Genomic DNA, 26,540 nt, shown 5'->3' on the forward strand with positions numbered 1-26,540 from the left:
TATAATTTATCAATCTAACAGCGTACCAATTTATCAATGTTTTATCATTATTATTTTGGTCTACAGTTACATTTATTGTGTTGTATTTTACTTAATAGCTGATTTTACTGCAAATTCCTCTGCAATTTCTTCCAGCCATTGTGCTACATCTTCCTCACCGGTAGCTCTTTGGTAAGTGCTTCCCAAAGACATTAAAATCTGGTGAATAAACATCTTCATTTGATCTACAGGCATTTCTTTTGTCCAAAGATCAATTCTTAAAGCTTCCATTGCTTTGTCATCCCATACGGAAATCATTGTAGCTTTAGTTTCCTCTTTTTCAACACCTCCATCCTGAGCGTTCCATGTAATATTTTCAGGGATGTGGTTTTCATCCAGCTCTACATCTATCGTAATCTGAGTTTTTCTCATTTCTCTATTTTTTCTAAATTCTAAATTTTCTATTATTTAAGTTTCGGTTTATAACCGGACTGATTAAAGATTGTTGTGGCATCCATTTTCAGGAAATCTTTCAGCTTAGTTTCAGGTTTTTCTTTAAGATAAGCCTTACAGATCTGCCATCCTGTAAAAATTCCAATTTGTGGTGAAGACTCATTGTCAATCTCTGTATAAAATTTTGAAAATGGCCCTGGAGCAATAAAACGTTCACCCAATCTTGGATCATCACCAAACAGCAAATTGCTCTCCACAAAATAATTCCAGATGTTGGCTTCATTGGTCGTCGCCCATTCATACTGCTTTTGGGTATAATTCATTTTCAAATAATCAGGGAAGTCAGGAAGAAAAGCATCCTGTAGAATCATCACCTTTCCGTTAACAATGACCTGATCAATAAATTTCTGGTGATCGGCAGATTCGGTGACAATATTTTCGGCAAAAAGCTGAGAAACCTTGGGAACAATATTCTGAGGATTCATCGACTTTTGAAAATAGAGCTCCAATCCTTTGTAATGAGCGTTTCCATCTCCCATAAAGCCAGTAATGTCTATGAATAAAAGATTTCCTTTCTGATCATAAAAAATAGGATCCTGAACCATCTGTAAGGCAGACGAAAACAGAAAAACCTTTGGACTTTTAAATTGAGGAAAGTAATGCTTTATATGGGAAAATAAACTCTGAAGTTCTTTTTGGAGCTTAGTCTGATCTATTTTTCCAATAGCTTCCTTGTAGATTTTTATTTCTTCTGCATCCGTTCTTCTTTTTCCGAAATCTGAATCAGAAACACTGCCCTGAAACCAAGGAAACTGGGCTTTGAACTGATCCAACGAAATATTAGGATTGTAGAATTCCTTGGAAATGTCAGTCACTTCAACCTTTCCTGCAGTATCTTTAATCTCTATTTTCCATTGATTTTCGGGTTCTTTTTTGCAAGAACTCAGTCCTGCAACTAAAATAGAAGAAAGCGCAATATATCTAAAAATCTTCATTATTTTTACATGGAATTTAAGTTTACAAAAATAAGGATTAAATAGATAATTCATGATGAAAATTAAAATATTTACAGCCCTCAGTCTTATTTTAGGGCTAGCCTTTTTCAATGGACAAAAGCTTGAATTTAAAGATAAAAACCTGGAAAAAGCTGTTATCGAAAATTTTGATCTGAATAAAGATGGAGTAATAGAGGCTTCAGAGGCTGAATTGGTTGCCAATTTATTTTTGGTTCAGAAAAATATCAAATCTGTGGAGGATCTTTCTTTCTTTAAAAACGTAAAAATGATCATGCTTGATGATAATGTGATTCCTGTCATGAGTCTGAAAAATCTGGATAAACTTGAACTTTTCTCATGTACTGGCTGTAAAACCTCTTCATTCACAGCAGAAAACCTGAAAAAACTGGCTTCATTATATATAGATAATAATCTTTTGGAAGGTATTTCACTGAAAGATACTCCAGGAATTGATCAATTAACATTATCTTTAAATAAACTGAAAACAGTTGATCTCACTCTGCTTAAAAATTTAAGAAAGCTCAATGTAGAACATAATAAGCTCCAGAAAATAGATATTTCAGGAAATCCGCTTTTGCAAACCCTAAATGTAGGTGGAAATAATATGAAAGAAACAGATATAAAAAAAGGATTGAAAACAGATGTAACTATTTTTGGAGCTGAACAATAAACTAATACTATGAAAATAGAAACAAAAAGACTGATTTTAAGAAAACTTGAAGATAAAGATGCTGAAAGAATGTTCCTTATGGATTCTAACCCGGAAGTGATGAAGTATCTTGAAACTCCTGTAACATCCGTGGAAGAATCACAAAATGGCCTAAGGATGATCCAGAAACAATATGAAGAAAATGGAGTAGGGAGGTTAGCCGTTGTTGAAAAAGAAAGCGGACTGATGATAGGATGGTGTGGGTTAAAATTACTAAAGAAACCTATCAATGGTCATGTTGAAACACTGGATTTAGGGTATCGTTTCATTCCGGAATTTTGGGGGAAAGGGTATGCCTGGGAGGCTGCAACAGCTACTCTTGAATATGGTTTTAATGATTTAAAGTCGGAGACTATATACGCATATGCTGATGCAGGAAATGCCGGTTCCAATCATATTTTAACAAAACTGGGCTTTCAAAATACAAGCGAATTTGAAGATGATGGGGTAAGATGTTTTTGGTATCAATTGAAACGCGAAAATTATAATGTAGAAAATGGTAAAGATTAGACAAGAAGAAGAAAAAGACCATAAGAAAGTTTTTCAATTGATAGAAGAGGCTTTCAGAGATATGGAGCATAGTGACCATCAAGAGCAATTTCTGGTGGAAAAATTAAGAAAATCAGATGCCTTTATTCCGGAATTATCACTGGTAGCAGAAGATGAGAATAGTGAAATTGCTGGACATATTCTATTTACAAAGCTTCGTATTGAAAATGGTTCAGAGGCTTTTGAATCACTTGCCTTGGCACCTGTCTCTGTGAAGCCAGGGTTTCAAAATCAGGGAATTGGAGGAAAGCTTATCCTTGAAGGACATCGTATTGCTAAAGAACTAGGTTATCAATCTGTTATTTTAATAGGACATGAAACTTATTATCCCAAGTTTGGTTACGAAAAAACAAGTAATTTTGGGATTTCATTTCCGTTTGAAATTCCTGAAGAAAATGGAATGGGTATAGAACTCGTAAAAGACGGATTAAAAAATAAAAACGGGGTGGTAAAATACCCTAAGGAATTTGGAATAGACTAAAAAAAATATAAACGATGCAGACACAAAAAGTGATAGACCATATTGTAGGCTGGTTAAAGGATTATGCAACAAAAGCTAAAGTAAACGGATATGTACTAGGAGTTTCCGGAGGAGTAGATTCCGGAGTTGTTTCTACATTGGCAGCAATGACGGGACTGAAAACATTGCTTATCGAAATGCCTATCCGCCAGAAAGCAGATCAGGTGGACCGCGCAAAGGACCATATGAATGATTTAAAATCAAGATTTCCAAATGTGGAAATCATATCTGTAGATCTGACTCCTGCTTTTGAGGAACTTTATAAAACCTTTGATGTAAAAGACGATCTGTATCCCAACGAAAAACTGGCTTTTGCCAATACAAGATCCCGTTTGAGAATGCTTACCCTGTATTACTACGGGCAGCTTAACGGACTTTTGGTATGTGGAACCGGAAATAAAGTTGAAGATTTCGGAATTGGATTTTATACAAAATATGGTGATGGAGGAGTAGATGTATCTCCAATTGCCGACTTATATAAAACTGAGGTGTATGCACTTGCCAAAGGGTTGAATTTAATTAAAAGCATTCAGGAGGCAATTCCAACAGACGGACTTTGGGACGTAGACAGAACCGATGAACAGCAGATTGGAGCAACGTATCCTGAATTGGAAAAAATTCAAAAAGAATATGGAACCAAAACGGCTGAAGATTATGAAGGAAGAGATAAGGAAGTATTCCTGATATTTGACAGAATGCATAAAGCCGCAAAACATAAGATGGATCCTATTCCAATCTGTGATATTCCTGAAGAGTGGAGAGAATCATAAAATAATTGTTACAATGAACAGTAAAATCAGAGGTGTATTTTTCATCTGTCTCGGGCTTCTATTTGGGATGTCTGTAATGTATATCTACAACCGTTTTATCTCCGATAAAAAAGATCATCCAAACGCTGCAAAAACAGAAGCGGTAAGTTATGGGAGTACTTCTACGGAAGATCAATATAATACAGGAAAATCATCAGCACAGGTTTCTATTGATAAACTGACTGAAGAAAAGACGGTGATAAGCTACGTAAAGCAAAATCATAGGCTTCCGGAGTATTATATTACAAAAAATGAGGCCAGAAATCAGGGCTGGAATCCATCCAAGGGAAACCTTTGTGAAGTGCTTCCGGGAAAAGCAATTGGTGGAGACAAGTTTGGTAATAGAGAAAGAAGATTACCGGATGGAGAAAAGTATTTTGAAGCAGATGTAAACTACCACTGTGGGGGAAGAAATGCAGACCGGATCATCTACACCCAAAATGGAGATGTTTATCTTACCAAGAATCATTATAAAAGCTTTGAAAAGCAATAGATTATCATTGTAAAAAGCAAAATTGACAAAGCGGGGAAAAAATATAATTTGTATTTACACCATTATAAATATTAATTTTGAAAAATAATAACTTTGTTGGTTTACTTTTTTTAGCATTTCTGATACTTTCATGCTCAGAAAAAGAAAAGCCTGTAAGGAATCTGGAACAAAAGAAAGCAGTAACTCTACTCATACAACCATTTCAGGATATTAAACCTGAAAACTTGGAAAAAGTAGTAGCGGGAATTAAAAAAGTATATCCAAATGTTGAAGTTCTTGAAGCAATAGCCTTTCCGGAAAATGCTTATTATAAAGAGAGAAACCGTTACAGAGCAGACTCTATTATTAAGTTTTTGAATGGTAAAACAAAAGATGGATTTGTAACTATTGGCTTAACTTCAAAGGACATTAGTGCAACCAGAGGAAAAATAAAAGACTTTGGAATTATGGGCTTGGGATATAGACCAGGAAAAGCCTGTGTGGCATCAATGTTCAGATTGAGCAAGGAAAATATGGATGAGCAATTTTATAAGATTGCCATTCATGAATTGGGACATACCCAGGGGTTACCACATTGTCCGGAGAAAATGTGCTTTATGAGAGATGCAGAAGGCAAAAATCCAACCAATGAAGAAACGGATTTCTGCAAAAAATGCAAAACCTTTTTAATTAATAAAAATTGGAAATTTAGTTCAATATGAAGACAGTATATATAGATTTTACAGACATCGGTGATTATGAAGATTTTTATACCCAGTTAAAGGAAAAAGTTCAGCTTCCTGAACACTTTGGGGATAATCTTGATGCCCTTTTCGATACCATTACCGGAGACCTGGAGATGCCGCTTCACCTTGAATTCGTAAATATGACAGTAGATCAACTGGAAATTTTTGAAGATCTTCTGACGACGCTGGAAGATGGAGAGGAAGAAGTAGAAGACTTTACTTTCAGCTATTATCTGGAGCAGTACGAAGATGATGAAGAAGAAGAAACAGAAGATTAATCTGTAATGTGAAAAAAATTAAGAGATTGTTTTAGAAATAGAACAGTCTCTTTTTTTATTAAAGATCTATAAATTCCAAAGGAAATCCCCAGCATTCAATTTTATCGTAGATAAAATCCTAGCGCCTTATCAGTGTAATATTTTATCAAAACCTTAGCGTTCTAGCATTTTCCAACCAGAGATAACATCCCTTTTAAAGACCATTCAGAATTTTATATTCTCGCAGATTGAGGAGATTTCGCAAATTTTTCAATCTGAGAACAGTTATAGAGTTTAATATAAAAAGAGATTCTTCAGTCTATTTTTATGATTCCAAAGGAAATCCCCAGCATTCAATTTTATCGTAGATAAAATCCTAGCGTCTTATCAGTGTAATATTTTATCAAAACCTTAGCGTCCTAGCGTTTTCCAACCAGCGAGCAAATCCCTTTCAAAGATCAGTCAGAATTTTATATTCTCGCAGATTGAGGAGATTTCGCAAATTTTTCAATCTGAGAACAGTTATAGAGTTGAATATAAAAAGAGGTTTTTCAGTTTTTTTATGATTCCAAAGGAGATCAACAGCATTCAATTTTATCGTAGATAAAATCCTAGCGTCTTATCAGTGTAATATTTTATCAAAACCTTAGCGTCCTAGCGTTTTCGCCACCAGAAAGAACATCCCTTTCAAAGACCATTCAGAATTTTATATTCTCGCAGATTGAGGAGATTTCGCAAATTTTTTAATCCGAGAACAGTTATAGAGTTTAATATAAAAAGAGATTCTTCAGTCTATTTTTATGATTCCAAAGGAGATCAACAGCATTCAATTTTATCGTAGATAAAATCCTAGCGCCTTATCAGTAGAATGTTTTATCAAAACCTTAGCGTCCTAGCGTTTTCCAACCAGCGAGCAAATCCCTTTTAAAGACCATTCAGAATTTTATATTCTCGCAGATTGAGGAGATTTCGCAAATTTTTCAATCTGAGAACAGTTATAGAGTTGAATATAAAAAGGGATTCTTCAGTCTTTTTTATGATTCCAAAGGAGATCAACAGCATTCAATTTTATTGTAGATAAAATCCTAGCGCCTTATCAGTAGAATATTTTATCAAAACCTTAGCGTCCTAGCGTTTTCCAACCAGCGAGCAAATCCCTTTCAAAGATCATTCAAAAATAAAAAAACCAACAAAATCTCTGTTGGTTTTTGATCAAAAATCCACTGTGATTTACAAAAATCATATAAATCCCCATCCATATCACAGCAAATACTGAACATTTAATTTTTCGACTGTCAATAGTCTTTTTACAATTTTACCTTTTCGCTCCTATAAAAATGTAGAATCAAAGTAAAAAGGCAATAGATCTTTCACCGCACTTACTTTTACAACTTCTTCATTCATGCTTGAAAAATAAAGATCGATGTTTTCATTTTGCTTGGTTTCATATTCTATTAAACTCTGACGGCATGCTCCACAAGGAGGAATTGGTGGGTTTTTCTCGTGAAATTCCTTAGGTCCGCCAACCACAAATATTTTTTTTACTTTAATATTCGGAAAGTTGGCTGCTACCCAGAACAATGTGGTTCTCTCAGCACAAAGTCCGGAAGGGAAGGCTGCATTTTCCTGATTGTTTCCAGAGTATATTTCTCCGTTTTCCAATAACACAGAGCATCCCACAAAAAACTGTGAATAGGGTGCATAAGCATTCTCGCGGGCCGCCTTGGCTCTTTCAAATAACTGTTTTTCTATATCGCTCAGTTCACTGCTATTTTTAAAATATTCGTAACTGATCTGTATGTCTTTTTTCATATATTGTAGACTAAAAAAGGGGCGTAAAATTACTTCTTTTTAATGAGGTGGGCAATATTTATTCTTCTAATGATAAAGTTCAAATTTTAAAACAAACAAAATGTTATATACCCCAATACAATTCAGAAATGTAAAGCTTAATAACCGTTGGGTAATGTCTCCAATGTGCATGTATTCATGTGAAAACGGTATGGCGAATAATTTTCATTTCGTGCATTATGGCAGCAGGGCACAGGGTGGAACCGGTTTACTGATCGTAGAAGCTACAGGCGTAGAACCAAGAGGGCGGATCACCAATCATTGTATGGGAATCTGGAATGATGAACAGGCAGAAAAACTACAGAAAATTGTAGAATTTGTTCATGAAAATTCAGAAAGTAAAATAGGAATCCAGCTGGCTCATGCCGGAAGAAAAGGTTCAACGTGGAATAATCTGCAGATCTCTCTTGAAGAAGGTTGGGAAACCATTGCACCAAGTTCTATTCCTTATCACCCGTCAGAAAGGATTCCCCATGCATTGAGCACTGATGAGGTGAAAGAACAGATACAATATTTTAAAGAAGCAGCTCAACGAGCTGTAAAGGCTGGCTTTGATGTGATTGAAATTCATGGAGCGCACGGCTATCTTATTCATCAGTTTTTGTCTCCACTTTCCAATATCAGAACGGATGAATACGGCGGAAGCTTTGAAAACAGAATTCGTTTTCTGATTGAAATTGTAGATGCAGTAAATGAAGAATTGAATGAAAATACGGCTCTTTTTGTACGTATTTCCGGAACAGAATATGCTGAAAACGGTTGGGATATTGCCGATAGTGTAGCATTGGCAAAAATATTAAAGGAACATTCTGTTGATCTTGTGGATGTATCAAGCGGCGGGAATATTCATGGGGCTAAAATTTCAGTTTTTAATGGGTATCAGGTTCCTTTTTCTTCACAAATAAAGAATGAAGCCATGGTGAAGACCGGTGCTGTAGGCTTAATTACGAATGTAGAACAAGCTGAAGAAATTCTTCAGAATAACGAGGCGGATTTGATCTTTGTAGCGAGAGAGATTCTTAGAAATCCATATCTGGCGATTCAGGGAGCCTTTGAAATGAAAGAAGACTGCTTTTTCCCACATCAATATACAAGAGCCAAAATCTCCTCATAACGAATCTTACAAAAATGGATATTGAAGACTTCATGCTGACCTGTCCCAGTAAAAAGTTTCTGGGTGTAGAATGCCTTGGGTGTGGTGCTCAAAGAGCAATTGTGCTGGTCTTTGAAGGAAAGTTTTCTGAGGCTTTTCATATGTATCCGGCAGTGTATACCTTGTTGCTGTTTTTTTTAACGCTGGGTCTTAGTTTTATAGATAAGAAAAGGAAGTATACCCATGTACTGCTGGGTCTGATTGTTATTAACCTTATCATTGCAATAGTTTCCTATATCTATAAACATTTTTGATTATTTCTTTAATAATGTTAAAAATTAAGACTGTTTTATTAGTTTTTATTCAATCGCGTTGAACCGTGAATCGTAGAACTACTACAATTTATGAAACTGTTGCCTTAAAACTTTTTAAATTAGAACATGAAGTCTATCTTTGTTATATAGATCCTATTATACAGGGCTATCATTAATGATTTAAATTTAAGAATATGGCAGGAAATTCAAGAGGAATCTTAAAATTCAATGGAGGTGAAGGTCAGAAGTTACTAAAACTTAACTACAGTGTATCAAGAGCTACAGATATTTCAGGACGTGTAGCATCAGATCCGTCAAACGCTCTTATCAAAGTAACCATTGAGGCAACTGAAAAGTCTGATGTCTTAGAAAGTTTACTGAACAGCAAATATAAACCTACAACGGGAGAAATCAATTTCAACAAATCTCATGAGGAGGGAACCTTGATCTCTTTAAAATGGGAAAATGGATACGTAATTCAGCATGAAGTAGATTTTGATGCAATAGACAGCAACAATATGCTGATTAGCTTTGTAGTGAGTGCTGAAAGTATTAGCTACGGAAATTCAGCTTATGAAGGGCTTTGGCCAATGAGCTAAGTCTTCATGATATAAAAATAAAAAGGCTGTCCCTAATAAGACGGTCTTTTTTCACCTATTGGAAAGCCTTATTCTAGGGAATTTTATTTGTTTTTTTAAATTCCCGTTTTATTGAATAATTTTCAAAAATTTAAACAAATCACAACACAATATGTCAAACACACCTGGAAACTCAAATGCCGCATCCTTTCGTCCGACGCAGAATGCAGATGGTGTATCAGAAAATCATCATACAGGTATCAACCGTCTGGTAAAGCTTTCCCTTGTTATTGAAGGGAAAATTATCAAATACTATAAACACTTTAAGCTTAAACAAAGTACAGGGCAGCATCATGAATTTACCCTTACTCTAGCTCATGATACCTTGGGTGAAAGACAAACCCATTCTTTGGAAGATGCCAATAAATTTCTGGGAAAACGTCTTACAGCAATTATTTCATATAAAGATATTGACAATAGCCCTGAAAGAACCTTTGTAGGGGTGATCACGGGGGTAGGTTTCAGCCAGGAGAGAATGAGCCTTGGAAACATAGTACTCACCGGTAGCAGCCCTACCATTTTGCTGGATGGTGCTCCTCATATTCAAAGTTTTGGAGGTATGCAGCCCGTTAATATGGGAATTATTGCAGAAGAGGTAATCAAGCAGGGAATTGATAAAAGCCGTTTTGATATCAGAATAGATGCTAATAATTTCTCTCAGATCATCTACAGCAGTCAGTATGATGAAACCCATTATAACTATCTGGCAAGAATGGCTGAAGCGTATGGAGAGCAGTTCTTTTATGATGGTGAAGTCCTGCATTTCGGGAAGCTTCCACCTCAGAATAAGCCAATCGTTTTAACCTATGGAAGTAGTGCACATGATATTAAGGTAGAACTAAAAGCAGTTCATACCAAGCCAAAATTTTATGGCTACAACAGTAATAAGCATGAAAGATTAACTTCCGGATCAACGCCTATTAAACATGTAGGAGACCTTGCCAAAACAGCATACAGCCATAACGATTCTATCTATAAAACACCGGCATTGCAGATGGCACCCATCAAGGCAACTACACACCTTGACGTAGAGTATTCTCAGAAAAGTGCTTCCGGAAGTGAAGCTGTGAATGTTTTTAATATTTCAGGAAATACAACCGTTCCGTTTCTGCATCCGGGTTGTGTGGCAGATGTACAAATGCGTAAAACAGATTCTAACGAGACGTCTTACTTTACAAGGATTATGATCACAGAAGCTGAGCATGAAATTGATACCATTGGTCATTATAAAGGAAGTTTTATAGGAATAGCTGCAGATACGGGATTTCTTCCAAGGCCCCAATACAATATTCCAAAAGCAGAACCACAGATAGCCACTGTAGTTTCCAATACAGATCCGGATAGACAAGGAAGAGTACAGGTGAGATTCGATTGGCAAACCAATGATACAACTCATTTTATCCGTATGATGAGTCCGGATGCCGGAGGAACAGATCAGATATCTCAAAACAGAGGATATGTGGCAATTCCGGAAGTAGGAGATCAGGTGATGGTTAATTTTGTCCATAGTCATCCGGACAGACCCTTTGTAATGGGGGGGATGTTCCACGGCGGAGTGGCGCTGGGCGGAGGAATCGATAATCATTTGAAATCCATACAAACCAGAAGTGGTATCAGAATATTGCTGAATGACAATGAAGGAAGTGTAACCATTCTGGACCCTAGCGGAAACAGCTATTTTATGGATGGTAAAGGAAACATCAATATGAAAGCTCCTAAAAACTTTACTTTAAATGCAGGTGAAAATATCAATATTACAGCAGGAAAAGAAATTAGCATAGATGCAGGAGCAAGTATTAGCCATACAGCAAATGAAGACATAAGCTCCACGGCAGGAAAAGATATTGTGCAGACAGCTTCCGGAGATATCAAAGAATCTTCGGATAACAGAACAGAATTGGTAGATAAGGAGTTTAAAAGACATTCCGAGACTTCCAATGAAATAGCAGGAGAAATTTCCATGTTCAGCGAGGTGGAAAATATGACCATGCAAAGTGGGAAAATAGTGGAATTTAACAGTGCTGAAAAATCAAAACTATTCTAATATGGCGATTATAAAAACAGCAAAGAATATAAGGATAACCGTGAAGGACACTTATCAGCTGAACGTAGGGAAAAAGGTAGAAAAAAAGGCGCAGAAGATTAATGTAGAGGCCCAGAAACAAAACCTTGTTTTAGCAAGTAACAAGAAGATTATGTCCCATGGTCACCAATAAAATTAAGGCTCTTATTCTTTGTGTAGTATGTTGTTTTTCAACAATAAATTGTCAGAATAAAAAAATGGAAGAAAAATACCAATGGTTGGGGACTGTTTCTGCACCGCAGGAATATCCGATGGAAGTTTATAAAGGAGCTATTGTTGCAGATGATTTTACCTATGGCTTTGATGCCATCTGGGGAACACAAAATACTGGCTGGGGAAATGAAGGAGGAACAATGAGCGTGGAGACCCAAAAAATGAATCTTCCACACCAACTGGAGTTTACATGGTATTCTCTGGTAGAAAAAAAATTCTATACCGGAAAATGGGACCTGAATAAAGATAAAATTAAAAAGCTTTTCGAAGAAGGTTTTGTAGATCAGGATACCCGTAAAAGAACAACCTACAGTACATTCATCGTAGGATTGGCACCAAAGGGAAAAGTGGTTTTATGGGCAAAAGGTACCGGAAACCAAAAAGAAATAGGCGCTTTTCAGGCTCATGATACCCTTATCACTAAGGAAAAAGCATATGAAAATGCCCAATATATGTTTAGAGAAGGTTTTGCAGACAGAATGCTGAATGACCCTTCTTATAAAACATTCAAACCTGAAGTGTTGAAAAAAATCAAAAAAGAAGGATATCCGGCTGAAGATATTTATGAGGTCTACAGGCAAAAGTACCACTGGAAACCTGTAGTGGTACTTCCTGAGGGAGGTGTATGGCTGGATTTTGGATTTACCAATTATAATGGTGAACAGGAAAATCTTTTTGCAAAAAGCCTCAAGGATGATACCTATAAAGAAAGAGCTATTCCGAAATTCTGCGGTTTCTACTGGAGAGATAAAGATAAAAACAGATATGGTGTATGGATAGATTCTTTTGATGAAAAGGAAATTTTTGAGTTATTTCAAAAAATAGACAAGGATGAAGAGATCGATTTTACCATTAAAGTAAACGATGACAATACCAAGGTGTTCCTGTCATTAATTACCGAACAGGGTGAGGTTTTCATTACCAAAGCCAATATCAGGTTATCCAAAAAAATAGAATAAAAACTTCCTGTGAACCCATTTAAAAAAGAGAACTATGCACAATAATCAATTTGGAGGATATTCACCAACAATATCCAGAGAGGAAGTATTGGATATTACCATCGGGATATTTTTTGACGGAACTCTGAATAATAAAACCAATACCATAGAAAGGGTAAATAAAACTCCGGACTATAAAAAGCATGGAGGTGTACCTGGTGATAATAACAGCTACAATAACGACTGGAGCAATGTAGCCCGTATGTGGGATAACTATGATAAAGACTATGGTATTTATATAGAAGGTATCGGAACAGAAGATGCCAAAGGAGATGAAACTCTTGGGTATGCTTTTGGTACAGGTGCCACCGGGATCAGGTCCAAAGTGAGAAAAGGCTGTGAAGAGATTGTAAAAAAGGTAAAAAACATCAAAAGCTCAAAGAAAGCCGATAAAATTGCCGTGCTTACCTTTGATGTATTTGGGTTTAGCCGTGGAGCCGCCGCCGCCCGAAATTTTGTCTATGAAATATCAAAATCAAAATATAAAGCCTCTTCCCATACAGTTTCTAATGATGGGATGACAACCACCACGTATTCCGATGATGATGGAAAGGATGTGGAAGGAGAGGAACTTCCTAAGTGGGGACATTTAGGCTTAAAATTACAAGAAGCAGGAATTACCATTGATGTTTTAAAAGTCAGATTTCTCGGGATCTACGATACCGTTTCCTCTTACTCAAAATATTTGTCACCAGTACCCAATTTCAGCAACGATGTAGAAGAGCTGAGTCTTAATAAGATTGAAAAAGCACAAACGGTAATTCATTTTATTGCAGAAAACGAACATAGAGAGAACTTTGACCTTACAAGAGTACGTACAGGAATAGAAAAAACATTTCCAGGAGTACACTGTGATGTAGGAGGAGCCTATGAAAACGGAGAAGAATTATGGGAAGAACTAGAGACTGCATGGGGAATCGGAACCTCCAAACTGGAAGCCTTGAAAAAAGAACTGGAAGGAGAAGGTTGGTTTGCAGAAGGTGAACTTACCATTACTTCCGGATTCTATTGGTCTTTAAGAAGTAAACGTCAGCTACTGAAGACGTTTAGCTACATTCCGCTGCACTTTATGGCAGATTATGGTATTCAGAAGAACCTTCCGATTAAAGATAAAAAAATGATCAATGAAACCTATTCCATTGCTTCGGATGAATTGCTGGTAAGAGTGAAAAATCGTTTAGAACCTTATGTAATGGGAGACGGAAAACCTTATACCTTTAAGAGGAAAGAAGACCTGGAAAAGGCCTATCTAGGAGCGTCTATTCCACAAAAACGATATGCAGAGTATCAGAAAGAAGCTCAGGAACAGACTGATTTGGGAATACTTAGGCATAAATACCTGCACTGGTCAGCAAGAAGAGAAGGAATAGGAATGGACCCTAGACCGAATAGAGAAAGAGTTATTCATTAAAATTAAAAAACGAATTATAGAAAGAGTTCTGAAGCAGGATCATTATATGCAGAAGTTTAATACCCATACCATTCAAAAAAATGAAACTCTAAAAAGTATCGCCACCCTTTATGGTATGGATGCAGACGCTTTGAAGTTATTTCACAACAATCACTGCCAGGTAAAAGACATGATTCTCATAGGAATTACCGGGCAGAAAGAGCTTTTTATTCCAAGAATTGCTGTTGCAGATGAAAATAAGAAAGTGAAATTTGGAAGAGGAAACAGCATTGTTTTTCAACCTGAGCGTTCGTTGGAAAAATATGGAGTGGTTATCAATATTGAAACAGCCGATCATAAAAATGAATTGAAATACGATACCTCTGTACGTTGGCTGAAATATGAAAATAATCTGCATTTTTTTGAGATCGACAGAACTTCAAATCTGTATCTGAATGAAGAAGAAGTCAATGAAATAGCAGATATGCTGGCATATAAAACATCCAAGGTTTTATACCCTTTACAGGTGAGTGTGGATAGACAGGGAAAGTTTAATAATATCGAGAACCTTTCAGTATTTAAAGAAAGGTGGACTACTGTTAAAGATGAGGTATACAAGGAGTTTGAGGGCGCTGTAGTAGATCAGTATTGTGAAAAAATTGAAAACATAATAGACGAACCGGAGATACTAAAGCTTTATCTGAAAAATGATTATTTCATCAGAACCTTATTCTTTGGAATGTATCAAAGCTTTGGGCAAAATTACCGAATAGAGGGTAAAGAAAGCTTTCCTGTTGTAAATAACCCCATAGAGCCTGAGTACAAAATCCAGATAGAAGTAGATCCAGTAAAAGATGAATACGATCTGGTTAATATAGCAGGAGAAGGAAAACTGAATGATGAAAGAACCATCTCTGATTTTATCAATAACCATCCTTTTTCAATGATTATTTCAGATAATCCGGTGATGAATAACGAGGGAGATTTCAGGATACAATATTATCTGAACGGAGAAACATTTCTCCCCGAAACATTGTATCTGGAATGCAGTATTATGCTAACAGAAGAAAAGAAAATATCGGTAGTAGTTACTTCGATATCAGAATAAATAAAAAAACGAACAATATGAATCTAAAATTAAATCATAAAATACTTACGCTGATCTTTATAATATGTTTCAGCATGTCTTTCGGACAAAAAGTAGAGTTTACCGTACCCAAGAACATAGAAATTCTGGAAAATGTCATTTTTAATTTTGAAAATGATTTTACAAAAAATGAAAGTATGGATGCTGCTGCATCTACCGCTGTAGGTAGTTTTTCAACCAATATTAATCTCTATAACCTAAAATACGATGCCGGTTCCAAAAATCCTTATCTGGAACTTGCTTTAAATAAAGGAGCAAAGCCGAAGCAGTTTATTCAACAGGCAAGCTGGAATGTAACTCTTACTAAAATTTCAAAAAAAAGTACAAAGGTTAGTATTTTCCTTGAAAATATTACACCTGATAGCTGGTCAAAGAAAGAAGTTGATGTAAAACAATCCAAATCAACAGGCAAGCTGGAAAAAGAAATTAAAGAGTTTCTGTTGAATCAGAAAGAATCCAAAACTCTATCCGCACAGGCAGTAGCAGACGCCGCAGCACCTGCATCTGATCAGATGGCAGAGGCAGAAGCCCAGATAGCAGAGATTGAAAATAGAAGAACTATAGAAAAAACAACATCCCAAAAACTACAGGGATTATTTGGAAAAAAACAATTTATTTCCCTGCCGACCACTGCTGATACCTTTACAAAATTTCTACAAATACAGCCAACCGAACCTGAATGTGAAAACTGTAAAGGCGGGAAATATTCGAGCTGGGATATTGAAGAGGTCTTCAATTTGATCTACGCCAAAATGAATGATGGAGAAGAATACTATGCGCTACAGTATTACGGAGATAAAAAGGTATCAGGATTACCCTATGGATTAGTTTTCAATGAAAGTTCACCTACAGAGTGCCAAACAAAATTTGCAAGATATAAAGCACAGCTTTACCAGACAACAGTAGAAACCGATGAAAATACGTCAAAAGCATTAACGGTAGTCACTTTCAAGATGAACACCAACTTTGTTCGCCTTGAATTCGGAAATCAGTACCTCACAAGGCTTGTAGTATCCAATAAAGAACAATAGTTATGGCAGAAAAACATATTGTAGTACAAGGAGCGATGTGCAAGTGTCAGTTCGGGCAGGCACCGGATAAGCTTAAAGTACTTTCCCATCAAAAAGAATATGCTAACGATAAAAATGCCTCTAAAAAACTGATCGTTACCACTAAGGAAATAGGAGGAGCAACGTTTGAGAAAAATACATTCGGGAACTGTACAAAAAATGGAGGCCCGCCACCACCATGCAAAATCATGGTCACAGAATGGCAAAAATTCTATGAAAAAGTACAGCTCAGCAATGGCGGATATATAATTCTGGAAGACAGCAAGGCAATTTGTGCCGTTGCCGGAACTCCATGTATAGAAATCATAGATCATGGCCAAAAGGCAGAAGCCAGTCAACAGAACTTTAAAAATGCCAATAAGGATGTACAACAGCAGATTAATCCTTTGGTAGACACAGAATCAATGTATAAAGATCAGCCTTCTGGTGAAGAGGCTGATGTAATCTAAAAACAAAAGGAAATGGCGAAAGGAGTTAAAACAATAAAATTCAAAGGTCCTTATTATCCTGATATGACAGTGCTAGGGAAAAGAGTGACACTTTTTGCCGATAAGGAGGTCACTTTTGAGGTGAATGATTGGTTGCCGGGTACTACTGCTGAAGAAAAAAAGAAACCTGTAGTATGGATAAAGCAAACGGCAGACAGGCAAGGGGTTATTGAGAAAAAAGCATCTGCAGTTGGGTATAAATTTAAAATTGCTAAAAAATATTGCGGAAGCTATTATTACTATATAGAAGCAAGTCTTTCCGGAAAAAGAGACTCTAATACCACAGGATTGTACGTAAAGGGCTGGACTGAACCCAGAATTATCAAAAGTGCATGGTGTAAGCAAAAAGGAGGCGAAGACGAAAGACAAAGTTATGTGTTTTCTTACGGACATATTATTCATCTTCGTTTAGATACAGAAGGATTGAATGGTGAAAAGGTTTTTGTAGACGTTTACAAAGTTGTAGAAGGAGGAAAAGGGCTTAAGGACGATAAGTTGATTTTTACCTATTATAACGTAGAGGTTATTGATGGACAGATTAATCTTAAAATAGGAAATACCTATCAATGGTACGGTAAAATAGGCAAACCTAAAGCTAAAGAAGAATTCTACGTAAGAGTAAAAACAGCATCAGGGCTTGAAGTAACCGATGGTAAAGACAAGATCCACGGACGTTTTCTCAGGATTCAGAATAATGTGGTAAGTAAAGGCATAGAAAGTTCCGTAACAAATACCCCAACCAAGGTAGGCCTACCCGATAAAAATGCAAAAAATACCCATAAATGTACATTTAGACAAATTAATGTAGATGATAATGGTGAAAATTTTGTGGTTTTTAAAGAGGGCAGTACAAAATTAAAAAAAATAACCTCCGAAACTCAGCTGGTGACCAGCAGAATTCATTTTGCTTTTGATAGAGCAGAGATACGCCCTAATGAAAGAGACGTTTTACAAACCATATTAGACTTTTTATTATACAATCAGCACCTTGACATGACCCTTTCCGGGCATGCAGATGATAGAGGTACCCTGGACTATAATCAGAGCCTTTCAGAAAGAAGAGCACAAGCAGTAAAAGATTTTTTTGTAAAAGGAGGACTTCTTAAAAACAGAATAAAAACGAGAGGCTATGGTGAAGTAAACCCCGCTGTATCAGGAAAAACTGAAGAAGCTTATAAAAAGAACCGTAGAGTAGAGATTGATTTCAGCTATTTGGAGTATAACCAAGCCGCATTGATCTATGAAACCATCGGTCCGGATGCAAAAAAGAATAAGGAAATTACTGTCAGTGTAATTGATCGTGAAAATAAAGGATGCTTCAGAAAAGAAAAGCATGATAAAACCACGATCTATATCAATGAAACTGGAGGTAAAGATCTACGTCCTAAAAAAGGAGAAAAAGTAAAGCAAACTGTATTTTCACAACAGGCTCAGTTTCCCAAGAACTACGTGTTAATGTTGGCGAAATTTCTCAATCCTTTTGCAGGGATTGATTATAAATTTGCCTTTTACATCAATAGCTGTGCTTATTATGCGAGTAAGAAAAACGCTACTCTGGAAGTAAGGGTATATCCCGATATTATCTGGATTGGGCACTTTCAATACAATAGCGAAGATAAAGTAATGCCTTACTACTTTCATGAGAAAAATTTCACTCTGGAGCAAGGAATCTCTGACGTTCTTAATGAATTGAAGAATACAACATTCTATAAAATATACAGGCTGTTCCCTGCCAACTTTATCATGGAGCAGACCCTGTTGAAATATATTGAAAGCCAGGCAAAAAGCTATTTCTACGGAATTCATACCATTCATAACCGTACCGTAGAGAAATCAGAGCAGGAACTTTCCCTTGTAGGTACCCAAACCAATCTTATTAAGCAAACCGACTATACGAGATTTGCAGCAGCAGCCATTATTTATGGTTTTGTAGTGATAGGAATTCTTGTAGAGCTTTTGATGATCTACCTAACAAGAGGCCGAAACATTGCGACCAAGCTTCAGAAATTTGCTAAAATGGCAAGAAGAGCAGACGCTGTTCTGAAAAGAATGGAAGATGCAGGAGTAGAGCTTATTCCACCGGCAATAGCAATCAATGCAGGAATGTATTATCAAAAGCAAAAAGACGGTAGGCTAGGAGTAGTGTATGAAGTGAATATAAAAGCAGATCCTTTAATTGCATTGAGTTTCAAAAAAGAGTTTGATCTGTTACAGCTGATAACGAAAACGATACAAGACATAAAAGGGGCAATGTATCCTAAAGATAAGGTAGCTAAGAAAAAATTAGACCTCAATAAAGAGAATAATAACAGCATTGCAGAATATTTCAAAAATAAAGGAGTACCCGAAATAAAAGGAATTATAGAGGTAAAAGGCGATATAATGTTTGAACATAATGTGAAATATAGCCTTCTTACCAATACATACTCCATAATTGATAAACTAAAGAATGGTATTTTTACAGCAAAAGACGAAGTTCTGCTTAAAGACCAGATCAAATTCACGGCAACGGTATTAGGATCATACAAATATGAGTTTGAATTTGATCCGTTACAGACCTCAATACAAGGAAAACTCAATATAACAATTCAAGGTTCATGTGGATCCCGATTGAGATATGGAGTTGATAATAAAGGCGGAAAAGGACTCTTTGTTAAAAAAACATTATATTGTTCTGGTATTGAAGGAACGTACCTTGGAGAGCTTAAAATTAAAAATAGATTTACTGATGTTTTTGATACAGCTACTAATAAAGGAAAACCGGCTCCGTTTACATTAATAGAACCTTTTGAAATGCCAATGTATGAGATTCAATTATTTAAACCTTAAATAAAATGAAAAGAATTATTCCAATACTTTTAACATTAATCAGTTTACAAAGCTGTTCACAAGAAAAAAATAAGACTATGCAAAATCCCAATATTACAGCAGATAATATTGTCACAGAAATATCAAAGCAGGTGAAAAATTATCCTATCGAACCCAATTATGGTTTCAGATATGAGAACAATCAATGTTATTTTGAAGTATTTATTAATGACTTTCCCGCTTTTAAACAATTTAAAAAGCCAACCAGTTCTGCCTTTGAGATCAACCCTTTCATTTTCAAAAATGGAACTCAAAAAATAACTTATAGACTGTATCCTGTCAATTCCGCTGCTTTATCTGAAGAGACTTCTTTGACATTGAATCTGGAATCTTTTGATATGAAAAATGAAAGCCAGGGAGATGTTGTAGTACAAGAATTTAAAACTCCTTCTACAGAAGTAAAAATAGCTGAAAACTATTCTAACCATAAATTTATAGGAGCAGGGAAAAATTATTACGAGGGAAGTTTTGATGTCAAAGTAAACGTTCCTTATCAATTACATTCAGCTTTTGAGAATGCACAGGATCTTCAAAAAATGGATAAAAAAGAACTGGAAGCAAAATTATTGAAGAAATATAAAGAGATTTGGAGCATTTATCAGAATAAAGAAATTGATAATATTGCAAAGCTTGAGTACGATAGTTTCAAAGATTTATTTGTGTCCGGATACAGTAACAAAAATGAAATTGAAAATAACTGGAAAGAGCTTAATCAGGCATATCAATCTTCCAGCTTTAAAATGCAGCCCATAGAAAAGTATAAATTACAGTTTTTTGCAGGGGGTAGATTGGTGGCATTAATGCTGGATACCACAGATAATCAATTAAGAGGAAACACTGCATTATGGGCAAAAGTTGATTATGACGGAGGAATGAGAGGAATGTTCATCAACCGATATTTTTACCTGCCACAAGGAGAAAAAGAGTTTAAAGTTTACTAAGTGGTAATCTTCTTACGATAAAAAGTGGGGAAAAATTCTGAGTTCAAAGTATATTGTAAAAAATAGTCCTAAACAATAATTGTTTTAAATATTTGAAATGAAAAGAAATATAGCATTAATAGGAGCCTGGTGTATATTGCTTCTGTCCTGTTCTCAGAACCAGAATAAAGAGACAAAAGCAAATGATGAACTTAGAAGTGTAATTGCAAAATATAAACCTACAGGAGATACACTAAAGTATGTAGATTCCTTTCTTAAAAAGCTGGATGACAAAAATACAGAAGCCGGTATCTTCATCAATAAATACGAATATCAGATAGAAGACTCATGTTTTAAGGCCAATAAAAAACTCTGGGATTCTTTGAGTCTCCATCAAAATGAAACAGCACAAGAGTCTTTTGATAGTCTTATTATTACTCCTCAAATTAAAAAATACAGAGAACATTTCGCTATCAACTTTGATGAATATGCTATCGCCAGAGAATTTTTAGTATCACGAAACAGTACTGTGAAATACCTCAATAAAAAATATAAATTAGGACTTTGGGATCCTACCCTGGATCCAGTTAAAAAAGACGAATAAAAATAAATTGAATAATAAAAAACAAAGGCCGGTCTCGTAAGAGACCGGCCTTCTATAATAAATATCTGATTTATTTTACCAAAAACTGTATCGTAGAACCATCCAGTTTCAAGATGTATACACCCTGACCAAGATTTCTGGTCTTGATTGAATTTCCATTTCTAAAAGGACTGTCAATCGTCTGAAGAACCTTACCCTGTAATGTATAGATTTCGGCTTTCTTGATGCTCTGAACATCTCCACTTACAAAGATTTCCTGATTGGTAACCGGGTTAGGAGAGATCTTATAGCTTGGAGCAGTACTTCGCGCCTGTCTTCCCGCCGCACCAGAATAACAGGTCCATTTAAGATCATCAATAGCCACTCTGTTGCTCGCAGAATTATTGACTAAGCTCACCGTTACGTTTCCTGTAATATTAATATCGTTAATAGTAGTTGTAGTAACCGTTGTGCTATAAGGAATAGTTCCTACACTCGTTCCGTTTACTTTCACATCAAAAGTTCCATTGCTTCCTGAGAACTTCATTTGTGTAGTTACTGTTAAAGAACCAATACCTCCATTAGACGGACTGCTAGATGTTAAAGAACCATTTCTTATCGTAATCGCTTTATTGTTGATCGTTTGGTCAGTTCTGGAATCTGTAGCCGTCCAGGAAACACCATTGTTGCTCCATGTTTTAGATGTATAAGTACTACTGGCTGCCGGAATTGTTTCAAAATTTTCATTTACACAGTCCGTAGTTGGAATTGTAGGACCTCCCGCATTTGTTGTTCCGGAAACTGTAGAGCTGTTAGAAGAAGAATTTCCTGCAGCATCCTTAGCTACCACATAAAAATTATAGGTAGTGGAAGGATTTAATCCTGAAATTGTAGCAGAAGTAGAGCTTACCGTTGTTTTCAGACTTCCATTCATATAAACAGTATAAGACGTTACACCCACATTATCTGTAGAAGCATTCCAAGCAAGAGAAATACTGTTGGCCGTTTTTCCGGAAACATTTAAACCTGTAGCTGTTGTTGGCGCCTGAGTATCACCAGTCGGTTGCTGAGAACCCCAGATAAGATTAACGTAGCTTGGATTATCAATAAAAGGATTTCTGTTCCCCTGATAGCTGTAAGAAGCATTATTTCTTTTAATCTCCGCCTGTGAAACAGGATCCTGATTATGCCATGCAAGAAGAACATTCAGCTCCCAGGTTTGAAGTCCCGGGAATGTAGAGCTTCCCAACATATTTCCCGAAGAAAAAGACGAAAGCTTACTCTGATAACGCGTTACAAAATAAAAGATCATACGCGCTACATCACCCTTAAATTCATCAATCGGTTCAAAAACGGTTCCCGCATATCCGGAAGAAACCGAATTTCCAAGCTTAGATCCGTTTTGAGAAGTGAACGTTGCGCTTCCAACCTTTCCGAATGGATAATTACTTCTCATCCCGTTTACCTTTCCATCTGTTGCCCTGATGAAGTGAACATCAGATACCATTGGTGAAGATTGATTAAACAAACTTTGAGGAACAATATGCTCCCTGTTATAACAGTTTCCTTCCGTAGAGTAAGTTCCACACTGGTTAGTACCCGGAGTATATTTGTATGGATCAGTACCCACAGGCTTTTCAGAATAAATATCAAGAATAGAACCGTCATTTTCATAGTCCTTATCAATATCTGTAGTTTTATAAGCGGTCCACAGTCCGCCATAGCCTTTGTCCTGATGACCGCTACTAATGATGCTGCTCAATTCCGTTTTCAGTGCAGCGCCACTTAGTCCGTTGGCAGAGTTATAGTATCCCGAAGGTGCCTGTGCGTTGGCAAGTCCCGCAAATACTGAGAATAAGATAATTTTTTTCATATAATATAATTTTCAACAAGAATACTACATTTTTATGAATAAAAAATTACATTATTGTTAATTTTGAATGTACCGCATTCGGCTTTAAATAGAGGGATGCTACTAAAGAAATAGAACAGACTTTATAGATAGTAAATACCCGTTTCAGTATATAAATTGTGATAAATAATTAGATCTGAAAAAACGACATTTCCCAAAGCTATTCCATAAAAAAACCAGTACAAAAAGTACTGGTCATATATAATAATAGATTTACATCTTATTTTCTCTGTGGCGGATAATTTTTCATGATCTCAGCCAGAATTTCAGGAATTTGTCTTTGCTTAGATTTTGGAGAATCTACAGAAATTCCGCTTCCGATACCCTGCCAAACCAATTTATTGGTTTTTGAATCGATGAGGTCAACAATCAATGCGCCTTCATTATAATTGGTGGTCCATGTTCTGTTCATCCCAACACCCCATCCGAAAGGTCCGCCCCATCCCCACATTCCGTAAGGAGAAGAACTATTGATATCCGTAACTTTCTTATGATTAGCTTTTACATTGACAATCAGATCTGGATTTTCTCCGGACTGAAGCCCCTTGCTTTGAAGTTGTCTTGAAAGTTCATTCAAAACCCTGTCTTTATCAATATCATTCAATTTTAAATCATCAATTCTTATCTTATAGGTTTTAAAAGAATTGAAATTGGCTGTTTCAGCATAATCAGAACGTACCTGAAAAGGGCTACATGAAGTTAAACCCAACGTAGCAGTAGCCAACAAAATAAAAATATATTTTTTCATTTTATTTATTTTTTTTATCATTTTTAATGAATGTATCAGTTTTTTTATCGTACCCGTAAGGACAGTGTCTGCAGCCGCTTTTACAGCAATGTCCCCTTTTTAGATGGAATTTTTCTGTAAAAACCTTGTATCCCTGTTCATTATAGTAGAAGTCTTCACCTTCTTTGATGTCATAATGGGCCATAAGTTAAAAGCAAGTCAAAAAACTTTTTATATTTGTTACTATGATAATTGTATGCCAAAAGCCACTAAAAAAACTAAAAATTAATGGCATTGCTCTTTTTCCATTTATCTTCATTAGGAAACCCGAAGATAAGGAAAATAATGTACTTATCAATCATGAGAAAATCCATCTTAGACAGCAGCTTGAAATGCTCATCATATTCTTCTATATTTTCTATGTCATCGAATATTATTATTGGTTTTTCAAACTAAAAGACGGTTATCTGGCCTACAGAAGAATTTCATTTGAACGAGAAGCTTATGCTAACGAACACAACATAAACTATCTTAAAAAGAGAAAATTCTGGAACTTTAGAAAATATCTGTAGAATGATGAAAAGTGTTGTAATTAAATGTCAAAGCCTTTTCTCATATTAATTCAAGAGGGATCGGCTTTAATCCACTTATTAATTTAAAGCTTTTAGGGATCAATTGTATGCCTATTTAAAATTAAATCTTTTCCTATTTTTGCAATAATAACCCATGAATAGTACAAAAAACTAAAATGCTATTAAAATTCCCGACAGAACCTCTTCCCATTCAGGAAATTCCAATTCATAAAAATGTAAGGCTTTTCTTAAAAAGAGAAGATTTGATCCATCCACAGATTTCAGGAAATAAATACTGGAAACTATTTTATAATGTCAATCATTACCTGGAAAAAAATCCGGAAAAGCCCTATGTTATTACTTTTGGGGGTGCTTTTTCCAATCACATTGCAGCTGTTTCGGCGATGGGTAATCTGGCAGGGATTCCTACACTGGGTATTATAAGAGGAGAAGAATTACAGCATAAATGGCGAGATAATCCAACATTGCTTTTTGCTAAAAGAAATGGGATGAACCTGAAATTTGTCACCCGGGAAGAATATCGTCATAAAGAAAAACTGACGGAATTTCTGCAGCATGAGTTTCCTGAAGCATTGATTGTTCCTGAAGGCGGAACCAATGAAGAGGCCGTAGCAGGCGTAAAAATGATGCTCAATGAGCAAACAAAAGATTTTGATTATCTTTGCACCGCAGTTGGAACCGGAGGAACCATTGCAGGAATTTCAAAATTTTGTGAAGATAATCAGAAAGTTATAGGATGTAAGGTTGTTGACGATGCTTCACTGGAAAATAAAATTTTTGAATTAACTTTGAAACATAATTTTAATCTAATAGATTCATGTTTTGGAGGTTATGGTAAAATAAGTGATGAAAATATCCGTTTTATCAATGATTTTAAAGAAAAATATGAAATTCCTTTAGAACCGATTTATACAGGAAAGATGATGCAGAAGATATTTGAACTAATTGATGAAGAGTATTTTCCTGAAAACAGCAGAATTTTGTGCTTTCATACAGGTGGATTGCAGGGAATTGAAGGAGCAAATCTGCTTTTAGAAAAACAGAATAGAAATTTAATTATATAAGTAAAATTGAAAAACATGAAAAGACTTTTCCTATCAATAAGCCTTTTAGTTTTATCAAAATTTTCTGCCCAGGGCTGGGCAACCGAAGATCAGTACATTCAGAATTTTGCTAAATATGCAGTAGAGGAAATGGAAAAATATAAAATTCCGGCTTCTATTACTCTTGCTCAAGGACTCCTGGAAACCGGAGGCGGGCAAAGCAGATTGGCTCAGCAGGGTAAAAATCACTTCGGAATAAAATGTAAAGAAGATTGGACCGGTAAAACAATGAAACATACGGACGATGCTCCCAACGAATGTTTCCGTGTATATGATGATCCAAGACAGTCTTATGAAGATCATTCCATATTTTTATCCACCAGAAAATATTACGCCAATCTTTTCAAGCTTGATATGAAGGATTACAGAGCGTGGGCTACCGGTTTAAAAAAAGCCGGATATGCAACCAATCCACGATATGCTTCAATCCTGATCACGAAGATTGAAAAGTATAAATTATACGAATACGACAACACCAATTCTAAAGAAGTGTTGTACGCTGTCCTTAAAATGTATCCGGATCTGAAAGACGACAGAACATTCATGGCGCAGCTGGAACCAGGAAAGGCAACTAAGAAAGCCAAGGAACCGGTTACCGTAGAAGTTCCGTACAAGCAGACTTCCTATGCACAACAGCAAAAAAGAGTAGAAAAAATCAAGACAAAAGCTGAGATTCTTAACTCTATTCTTATCAAAAGCCACCCGAATGACGGCTTGAAATATATCATTATTCCTGAAGACACCAATGTTAAATTCATTGCCAATAAATTCAAAGTAAGCGAAAGCAGACTGATGAAGTGGAATGAACTGGAGAATGAAGAGTTGAAGAAAAATGAGATCGTTTTCCTTGAATCTAAAAATTCTGCAGGAAATACTGCTACCTACAAGGCCGAATCTGGTGAGGATATGCACGATATTGCCCAAAAATTTGGAATCAAACTACACAAGCTATATGCCAAAAACAGAATGGATGAGGGACAACAGCCATCTGCAGGACAGCTGATTTATTTGATTGATAAAAAACCAAGAAACTAATACT

29 protein-coding genes are annotated in these 26,540 nt (G+C 35.9%); 23 read left to right on the forward strand and 6 right to left on the reverse strand.

Features of this window, described 5'->3' with window-relative positions:
• Positions 1 to 87: 87 nt before the first annotated feature.
• Both gldC and gldB read right to left on the reverse strand, forming a co-directional pair.
• A complete protein-coding gene (gldC, locus tag C7D53_RS03590) occupies positions 88 to 411 on the reverse strand; it encodes a gliding motility protein GldC (RefSeq protein ID WP_106915012.1) in 324 nt (107 codons plus the stop codon).
• 32 nt (positions 412 to 443) lie between these two features.
• Positions 444 to 1,427 (reverse strand): gliding motility lipoprotein GldB, encoded by a 984-nt coding sequence (gldB, locus tag C7D53_RS03595; RefSeq protein WP_106915558.1) that lies wholly within the window; start codon positions 1,425 to 1,427, stop codon positions 444 to 446.
• 52 nt (positions 1,428 to 1,479) lie between these two features.
• Here gldB and C7D53_RS03600 point away from each other — a divergent pair, with 52 nt between their 5' ends.
• The 7 genes from C7D53_RS03600 (at position 1,480) to C7D53_RS03630 (ending at position 5,531) form a co-directional block, all read left to right on the forward strand.
• Positions 1,480 to 2,118: a leucine-rich repeat domain-containing protein gene (locus C7D53_RS03600; RefSeq protein WP_106915013.1), complete on the forward strand. Its 639-nt coding sequence runs from the start codon at positions 1,480 to 1,482 to the stop codon at positions 2,116 to 2,118.
• A gap of 9 nt (positions 2,119 to 2,127) precedes the next feature.
• The gene (locus C7D53_RS03605) at positions 2,128 to 2,667 is read left to right on the forward strand and encodes a GNAT family N-acetyltransferase (protein ID WP_106915014.1); all 540 of its coding nucleotides are present in this window, start codon (positions 2,128 to 2,130) and stop codon (positions 2,665 to 2,667) included.
• Positions 2,654 to 3,187 carry a GNAT family N-acetyltransferase gene (locus C7D53_RS03610; RefSeq protein ID WP_106915015.1) on the forward strand — a complete coding sequence of 178 codons (534 nt, stop codon included), beginning with the start codon at positions 2,654 to 2,656 and terminating at the stop codon, positions 3,185 to 3,187. Before C7D53_RS03605 ends, C7D53_RS03610 begins: the two co-directional genes overlap by 14 nt.
• Positions 3,188 to 3,201: 14 nt before the next feature.
• On the forward strand, positions 3,202 to 3,996 hold the full coding sequence (nadE, locus tag C7D53_RS03615) for an NAD(+) synthase (protein WP_106915016.1): 795 nt from the start codon (positions 3,202 to 3,204) through the stop codon (positions 3,994 to 3,996).
• A 13-nt stretch (positions 3,997 to 4,009) separates the two neighbouring features.
• Positions 4,010 to 4,528: a ribonuclease domain-containing protein gene (locus tag C7D53_RS03620; protein WP_228422157.1), complete on the forward strand. Its 519-nt coding sequence runs from the start codon at positions 4,010 to 4,012 to the stop codon at positions 4,526 to 4,528.
• Positions 4,529 to 4,605: 77 nt separating this feature from the next.
• The gene (locus C7D53_RS03625) at positions 4,606 to 5,229 is read left to right on the forward strand and encodes a Zn-dependent protease (RefSeq protein WP_228422159.1); all 624 of its coding nucleotides are present in this window, start codon (positions 4,606 to 4,608) and stop codon (positions 5,227 to 5,229) included.
• Positions 5,226 to 5,531 (forward strand): barstar family protein, encoded by a 306-nt coding sequence (locus tag C7D53_RS03630; protein WP_106915017.1) that lies wholly within the window; start codon positions 5,226 to 5,228, stop codon positions 5,529 to 5,531. The genes C7D53_RS03625 and C7D53_RS03630 overlap by 4 nt, the downstream gene beginning before the upstream one ends.
• Positions 5,532 to 6,839: 1,308 nt before the next feature.
• Here C7D53_RS03630 and C7D53_RS03635 read toward each other — a convergent pair.
• Positions 6,840 to 7,322 (reverse strand): cytidine deaminase, encoded by a 483-nt coding sequence (locus C7D53_RS03635; protein WP_106915018.1) that lies wholly within the window; start codon positions 7,320 to 7,322, stop codon positions 6,840 to 6,842.
• A 100-nt stretch (positions 7,323 to 7,422) separates the two neighbouring features.
• On the opposite strand from C7D53_RS03635, the gene namA reads away from it, so the two are divergent.
• From namA to C7D53_RS03695, 13 genes are all read left to right on the forward strand, one after another.
• The gene (gene namA / locus C7D53_RS03640) at positions 7,423 to 8,475 is read left to right on the forward strand and encodes an NADPH dehydrogenase NamA (protein WP_106915019.1); all 1,053 of its coding nucleotides are present in this window, start codon (positions 7,423 to 7,425) and stop codon (positions 8,473 to 8,475) included.
• 14 nt (positions 8,476 to 8,489) lie between these two features.
• Positions 8,490 to 8,768, forward strand: a complete 279-nt coding sequence (locus C7D53_RS03645; RefSeq protein ID WP_106915020.1) for a DUF2752 domain-containing protein — start codon at positions 8,490 to 8,492, stop codon at positions 8,766 to 8,768.
• 194 nt (positions 8,769 to 8,962) lie between these two features.
• Complete coding sequence (gene tssD, locus C7D53_RS03650; protein WP_106915021.1) at positions 8,963 to 9,367, forward strand: type VI secretion system tube protein TssD; 405 nt, start codon at positions 8,963 to 8,965, stop codon at positions 9,365 to 9,367.
• Positions 9,368 to 9,518: 151 nt separating this feature from the next.
• Positions 9,519 to 11,450: a type VI secretion system Vgr family protein gene (locus C7D53_RS03655; RefSeq protein WP_106915022.1), complete on the forward strand. Its 1,932-nt coding sequence runs from the start codon at positions 9,519 to 9,521 to the stop codon at positions 11,448 to 11,450.
• Position 11,451: 1 nt separating this feature from the next.
• A complete protein-coding gene (locus C7D53_RS20830) occupies positions 11,452 to 11,622 on the forward strand; it encodes a hypothetical protein (protein ID WP_162926069.1) in 171 nt (56 codons plus the stop codon).
• Between the two features lie 64 nt (positions 11,623 to 11,686).
• Positions 11,687 to 12,661 (forward strand): DUF2931 family protein, encoded by a 975-nt coding sequence (locus C7D53_RS03660; protein WP_228422161.1) that lies wholly within the window; start codon positions 11,687 to 11,689, stop codon positions 12,659 to 12,661.
• Between the two features lie 34 nt (positions 12,662 to 12,695).
• Positions 12,696 to 14,111, forward strand: a complete 1,416-nt coding sequence (locus C7D53_RS03665; RefSeq protein WP_106915024.1) for a T6SS phospholipase effector Tle1-like catalytic domain-containing protein — start codon at positions 12,696 to 12,698, stop codon at positions 14,109 to 14,111.
• Between the two features lie 46 nt (positions 14,112 to 14,157).
• A complete protein-coding gene (locus tag C7D53_RS03670) occupies positions 14,158 to 15,198 on the forward strand; it encodes a hypothetical protein (RefSeq protein ID WP_106915025.1) in 1,041 nt (346 codons plus the stop codon).
• A 17-nt stretch (positions 15,199 to 15,215) separates the two neighbouring features.
• The gene (locus tag C7D53_RS03675) at positions 15,216 to 16,268 is read left to right on the forward strand and encodes a hypothetical protein (RefSeq protein WP_162926070.1); all 1,053 of its coding nucleotides are present in this window, start codon (positions 15,216 to 15,218) and stop codon (positions 16,266 to 16,268) included.
• Positions 16,269 to 16,270: 2 nt separating this feature from the next.
• Positions 16,271 to 16,756, forward strand: coding sequence for a DUF4280 domain-containing protein (locus C7D53_RS03680; protein WP_106915027.1), 486 nt, complete (start codon positions 16,271 to 16,273; stop codon positions 16,754 to 16,756).
• Between the two features lie 12 nt (positions 16,757 to 16,768).
• Entirely contained in the window at positions 16,769 to 19,624 is a 2,856-nt protein-coding gene (locus tag C7D53_RS03685) for an OmpA family protein (protein ID WP_106915028.1), read from the forward strand.
• Positions 19,625 to 19,701: 77 nt separating this feature from the next.
• Positions 19,702 to 20,604 carry a hypothetical protein gene (locus C7D53_RS03690; RefSeq protein WP_228422162.1) on the forward strand — a complete coding sequence of 301 codons (903 nt, stop codon included), beginning with the start codon at positions 19,702 to 19,704 and terminating at the stop codon, positions 20,602 to 20,604.
• A 97-nt stretch (positions 20,605 to 20,701) separates the two neighbouring features.
• On the forward strand, positions 20,702 to 21,187 hold the full coding sequence (locus C7D53_RS03695) for a hypothetical protein (RefSeq protein ID WP_106915030.1): 486 nt from the start codon (positions 20,702 to 20,704) through the stop codon (positions 21,185 to 21,187).
• A gap of 70 nt (positions 21,188 to 21,257) precedes the next feature.
• Here the strand turns inward: C7D53_RS03695 and C7D53_RS03700 are convergent, their stop codons facing one another.
• The 3 genes from C7D53_RS03700 to C7D53_RS03710 all read right to left on the reverse strand — a co-directional run bounded on the left by C7D53_RS03700 (position 21,258) and on the right by C7D53_RS03710 (position 24,010).
• Positions 21,258 to 23,039: an endonuclease gene (locus tag C7D53_RS03700; protein ID WP_106915031.1), complete on the reverse strand. Its 1,782-nt coding sequence runs from the start codon at positions 23,037 to 23,039 to the stop codon at positions 21,258 to 21,260.
• A gap of 259 nt (positions 23,040 to 23,298) precedes the next feature.
• Entirely contained in the window at positions 23,299 to 23,826 is a 528-nt protein-coding gene (locus C7D53_RS03705) for a DUF4136 domain-containing protein (protein ID WP_106915561.1), read from the reverse strand.
• A 1-nt stretch (position 23,827) separates the two neighbouring features.
• Positions 23,828 to 24,010 (reverse strand): DUF5522 domain-containing protein, encoded by a 183-nt coding sequence (locus C7D53_RS03710; RefSeq protein ID WP_034745671.1) that lies wholly within the window; start codon positions 24,008 to 24,010, stop codon positions 23,828 to 23,830.
• A 40-nt stretch (positions 24,011 to 24,050) separates the two neighbouring features.
• Between C7D53_RS03710 and C7D53_RS03715 the strand changes: the two genes are divergently transcribed.
• From C7D53_RS03715 to C7D53_RS03725, 3 genes are all read left to right on the forward strand, one after another.
• Positions 24,051 to 24,377: a hypothetical protein gene (locus C7D53_RS03715; RefSeq protein ID WP_106915032.1), complete on the forward strand. Its 327-nt coding sequence runs from the start codon at positions 24,051 to 24,053 to the stop codon at positions 24,375 to 24,377.
• Between the two features lie 176 nt (positions 24,378 to 24,553).
• A complete protein-coding gene (locus C7D53_RS03720) occupies positions 24,554 to 25,462 on the forward strand; it encodes a 1-aminocyclopropane-1-carboxylate deaminase/D-cysteine desulfhydrase (protein ID WP_106915033.1) in 909 nt (302 codons plus the stop codon).
• A gap of 15 nt (positions 25,463 to 25,477) precedes the next feature.
• Complete coding sequence (locus C7D53_RS03725) at positions 25,478 to 26,536, forward strand: glucosaminidase domain-containing protein (RefSeq protein WP_106915034.1); 1,059 nt, start codon at positions 25,478 to 25,480, stop codon at positions 26,534 to 26,536.
• The last annotated feature ends 4 nt before the right edge of the window (positions 26,537 to 26,540 follow it).

It is taken from the genome of Chryseobacterium aurantiacum, assembly GCF_003020585.1.
GTDB classification, from domain to species: Bacteria; Bacteroidota; Bacteroidia; order Flavobacteriales; family Weeksellaceae; genus Chryseobacterium; species Chryseobacterium aurantiacum.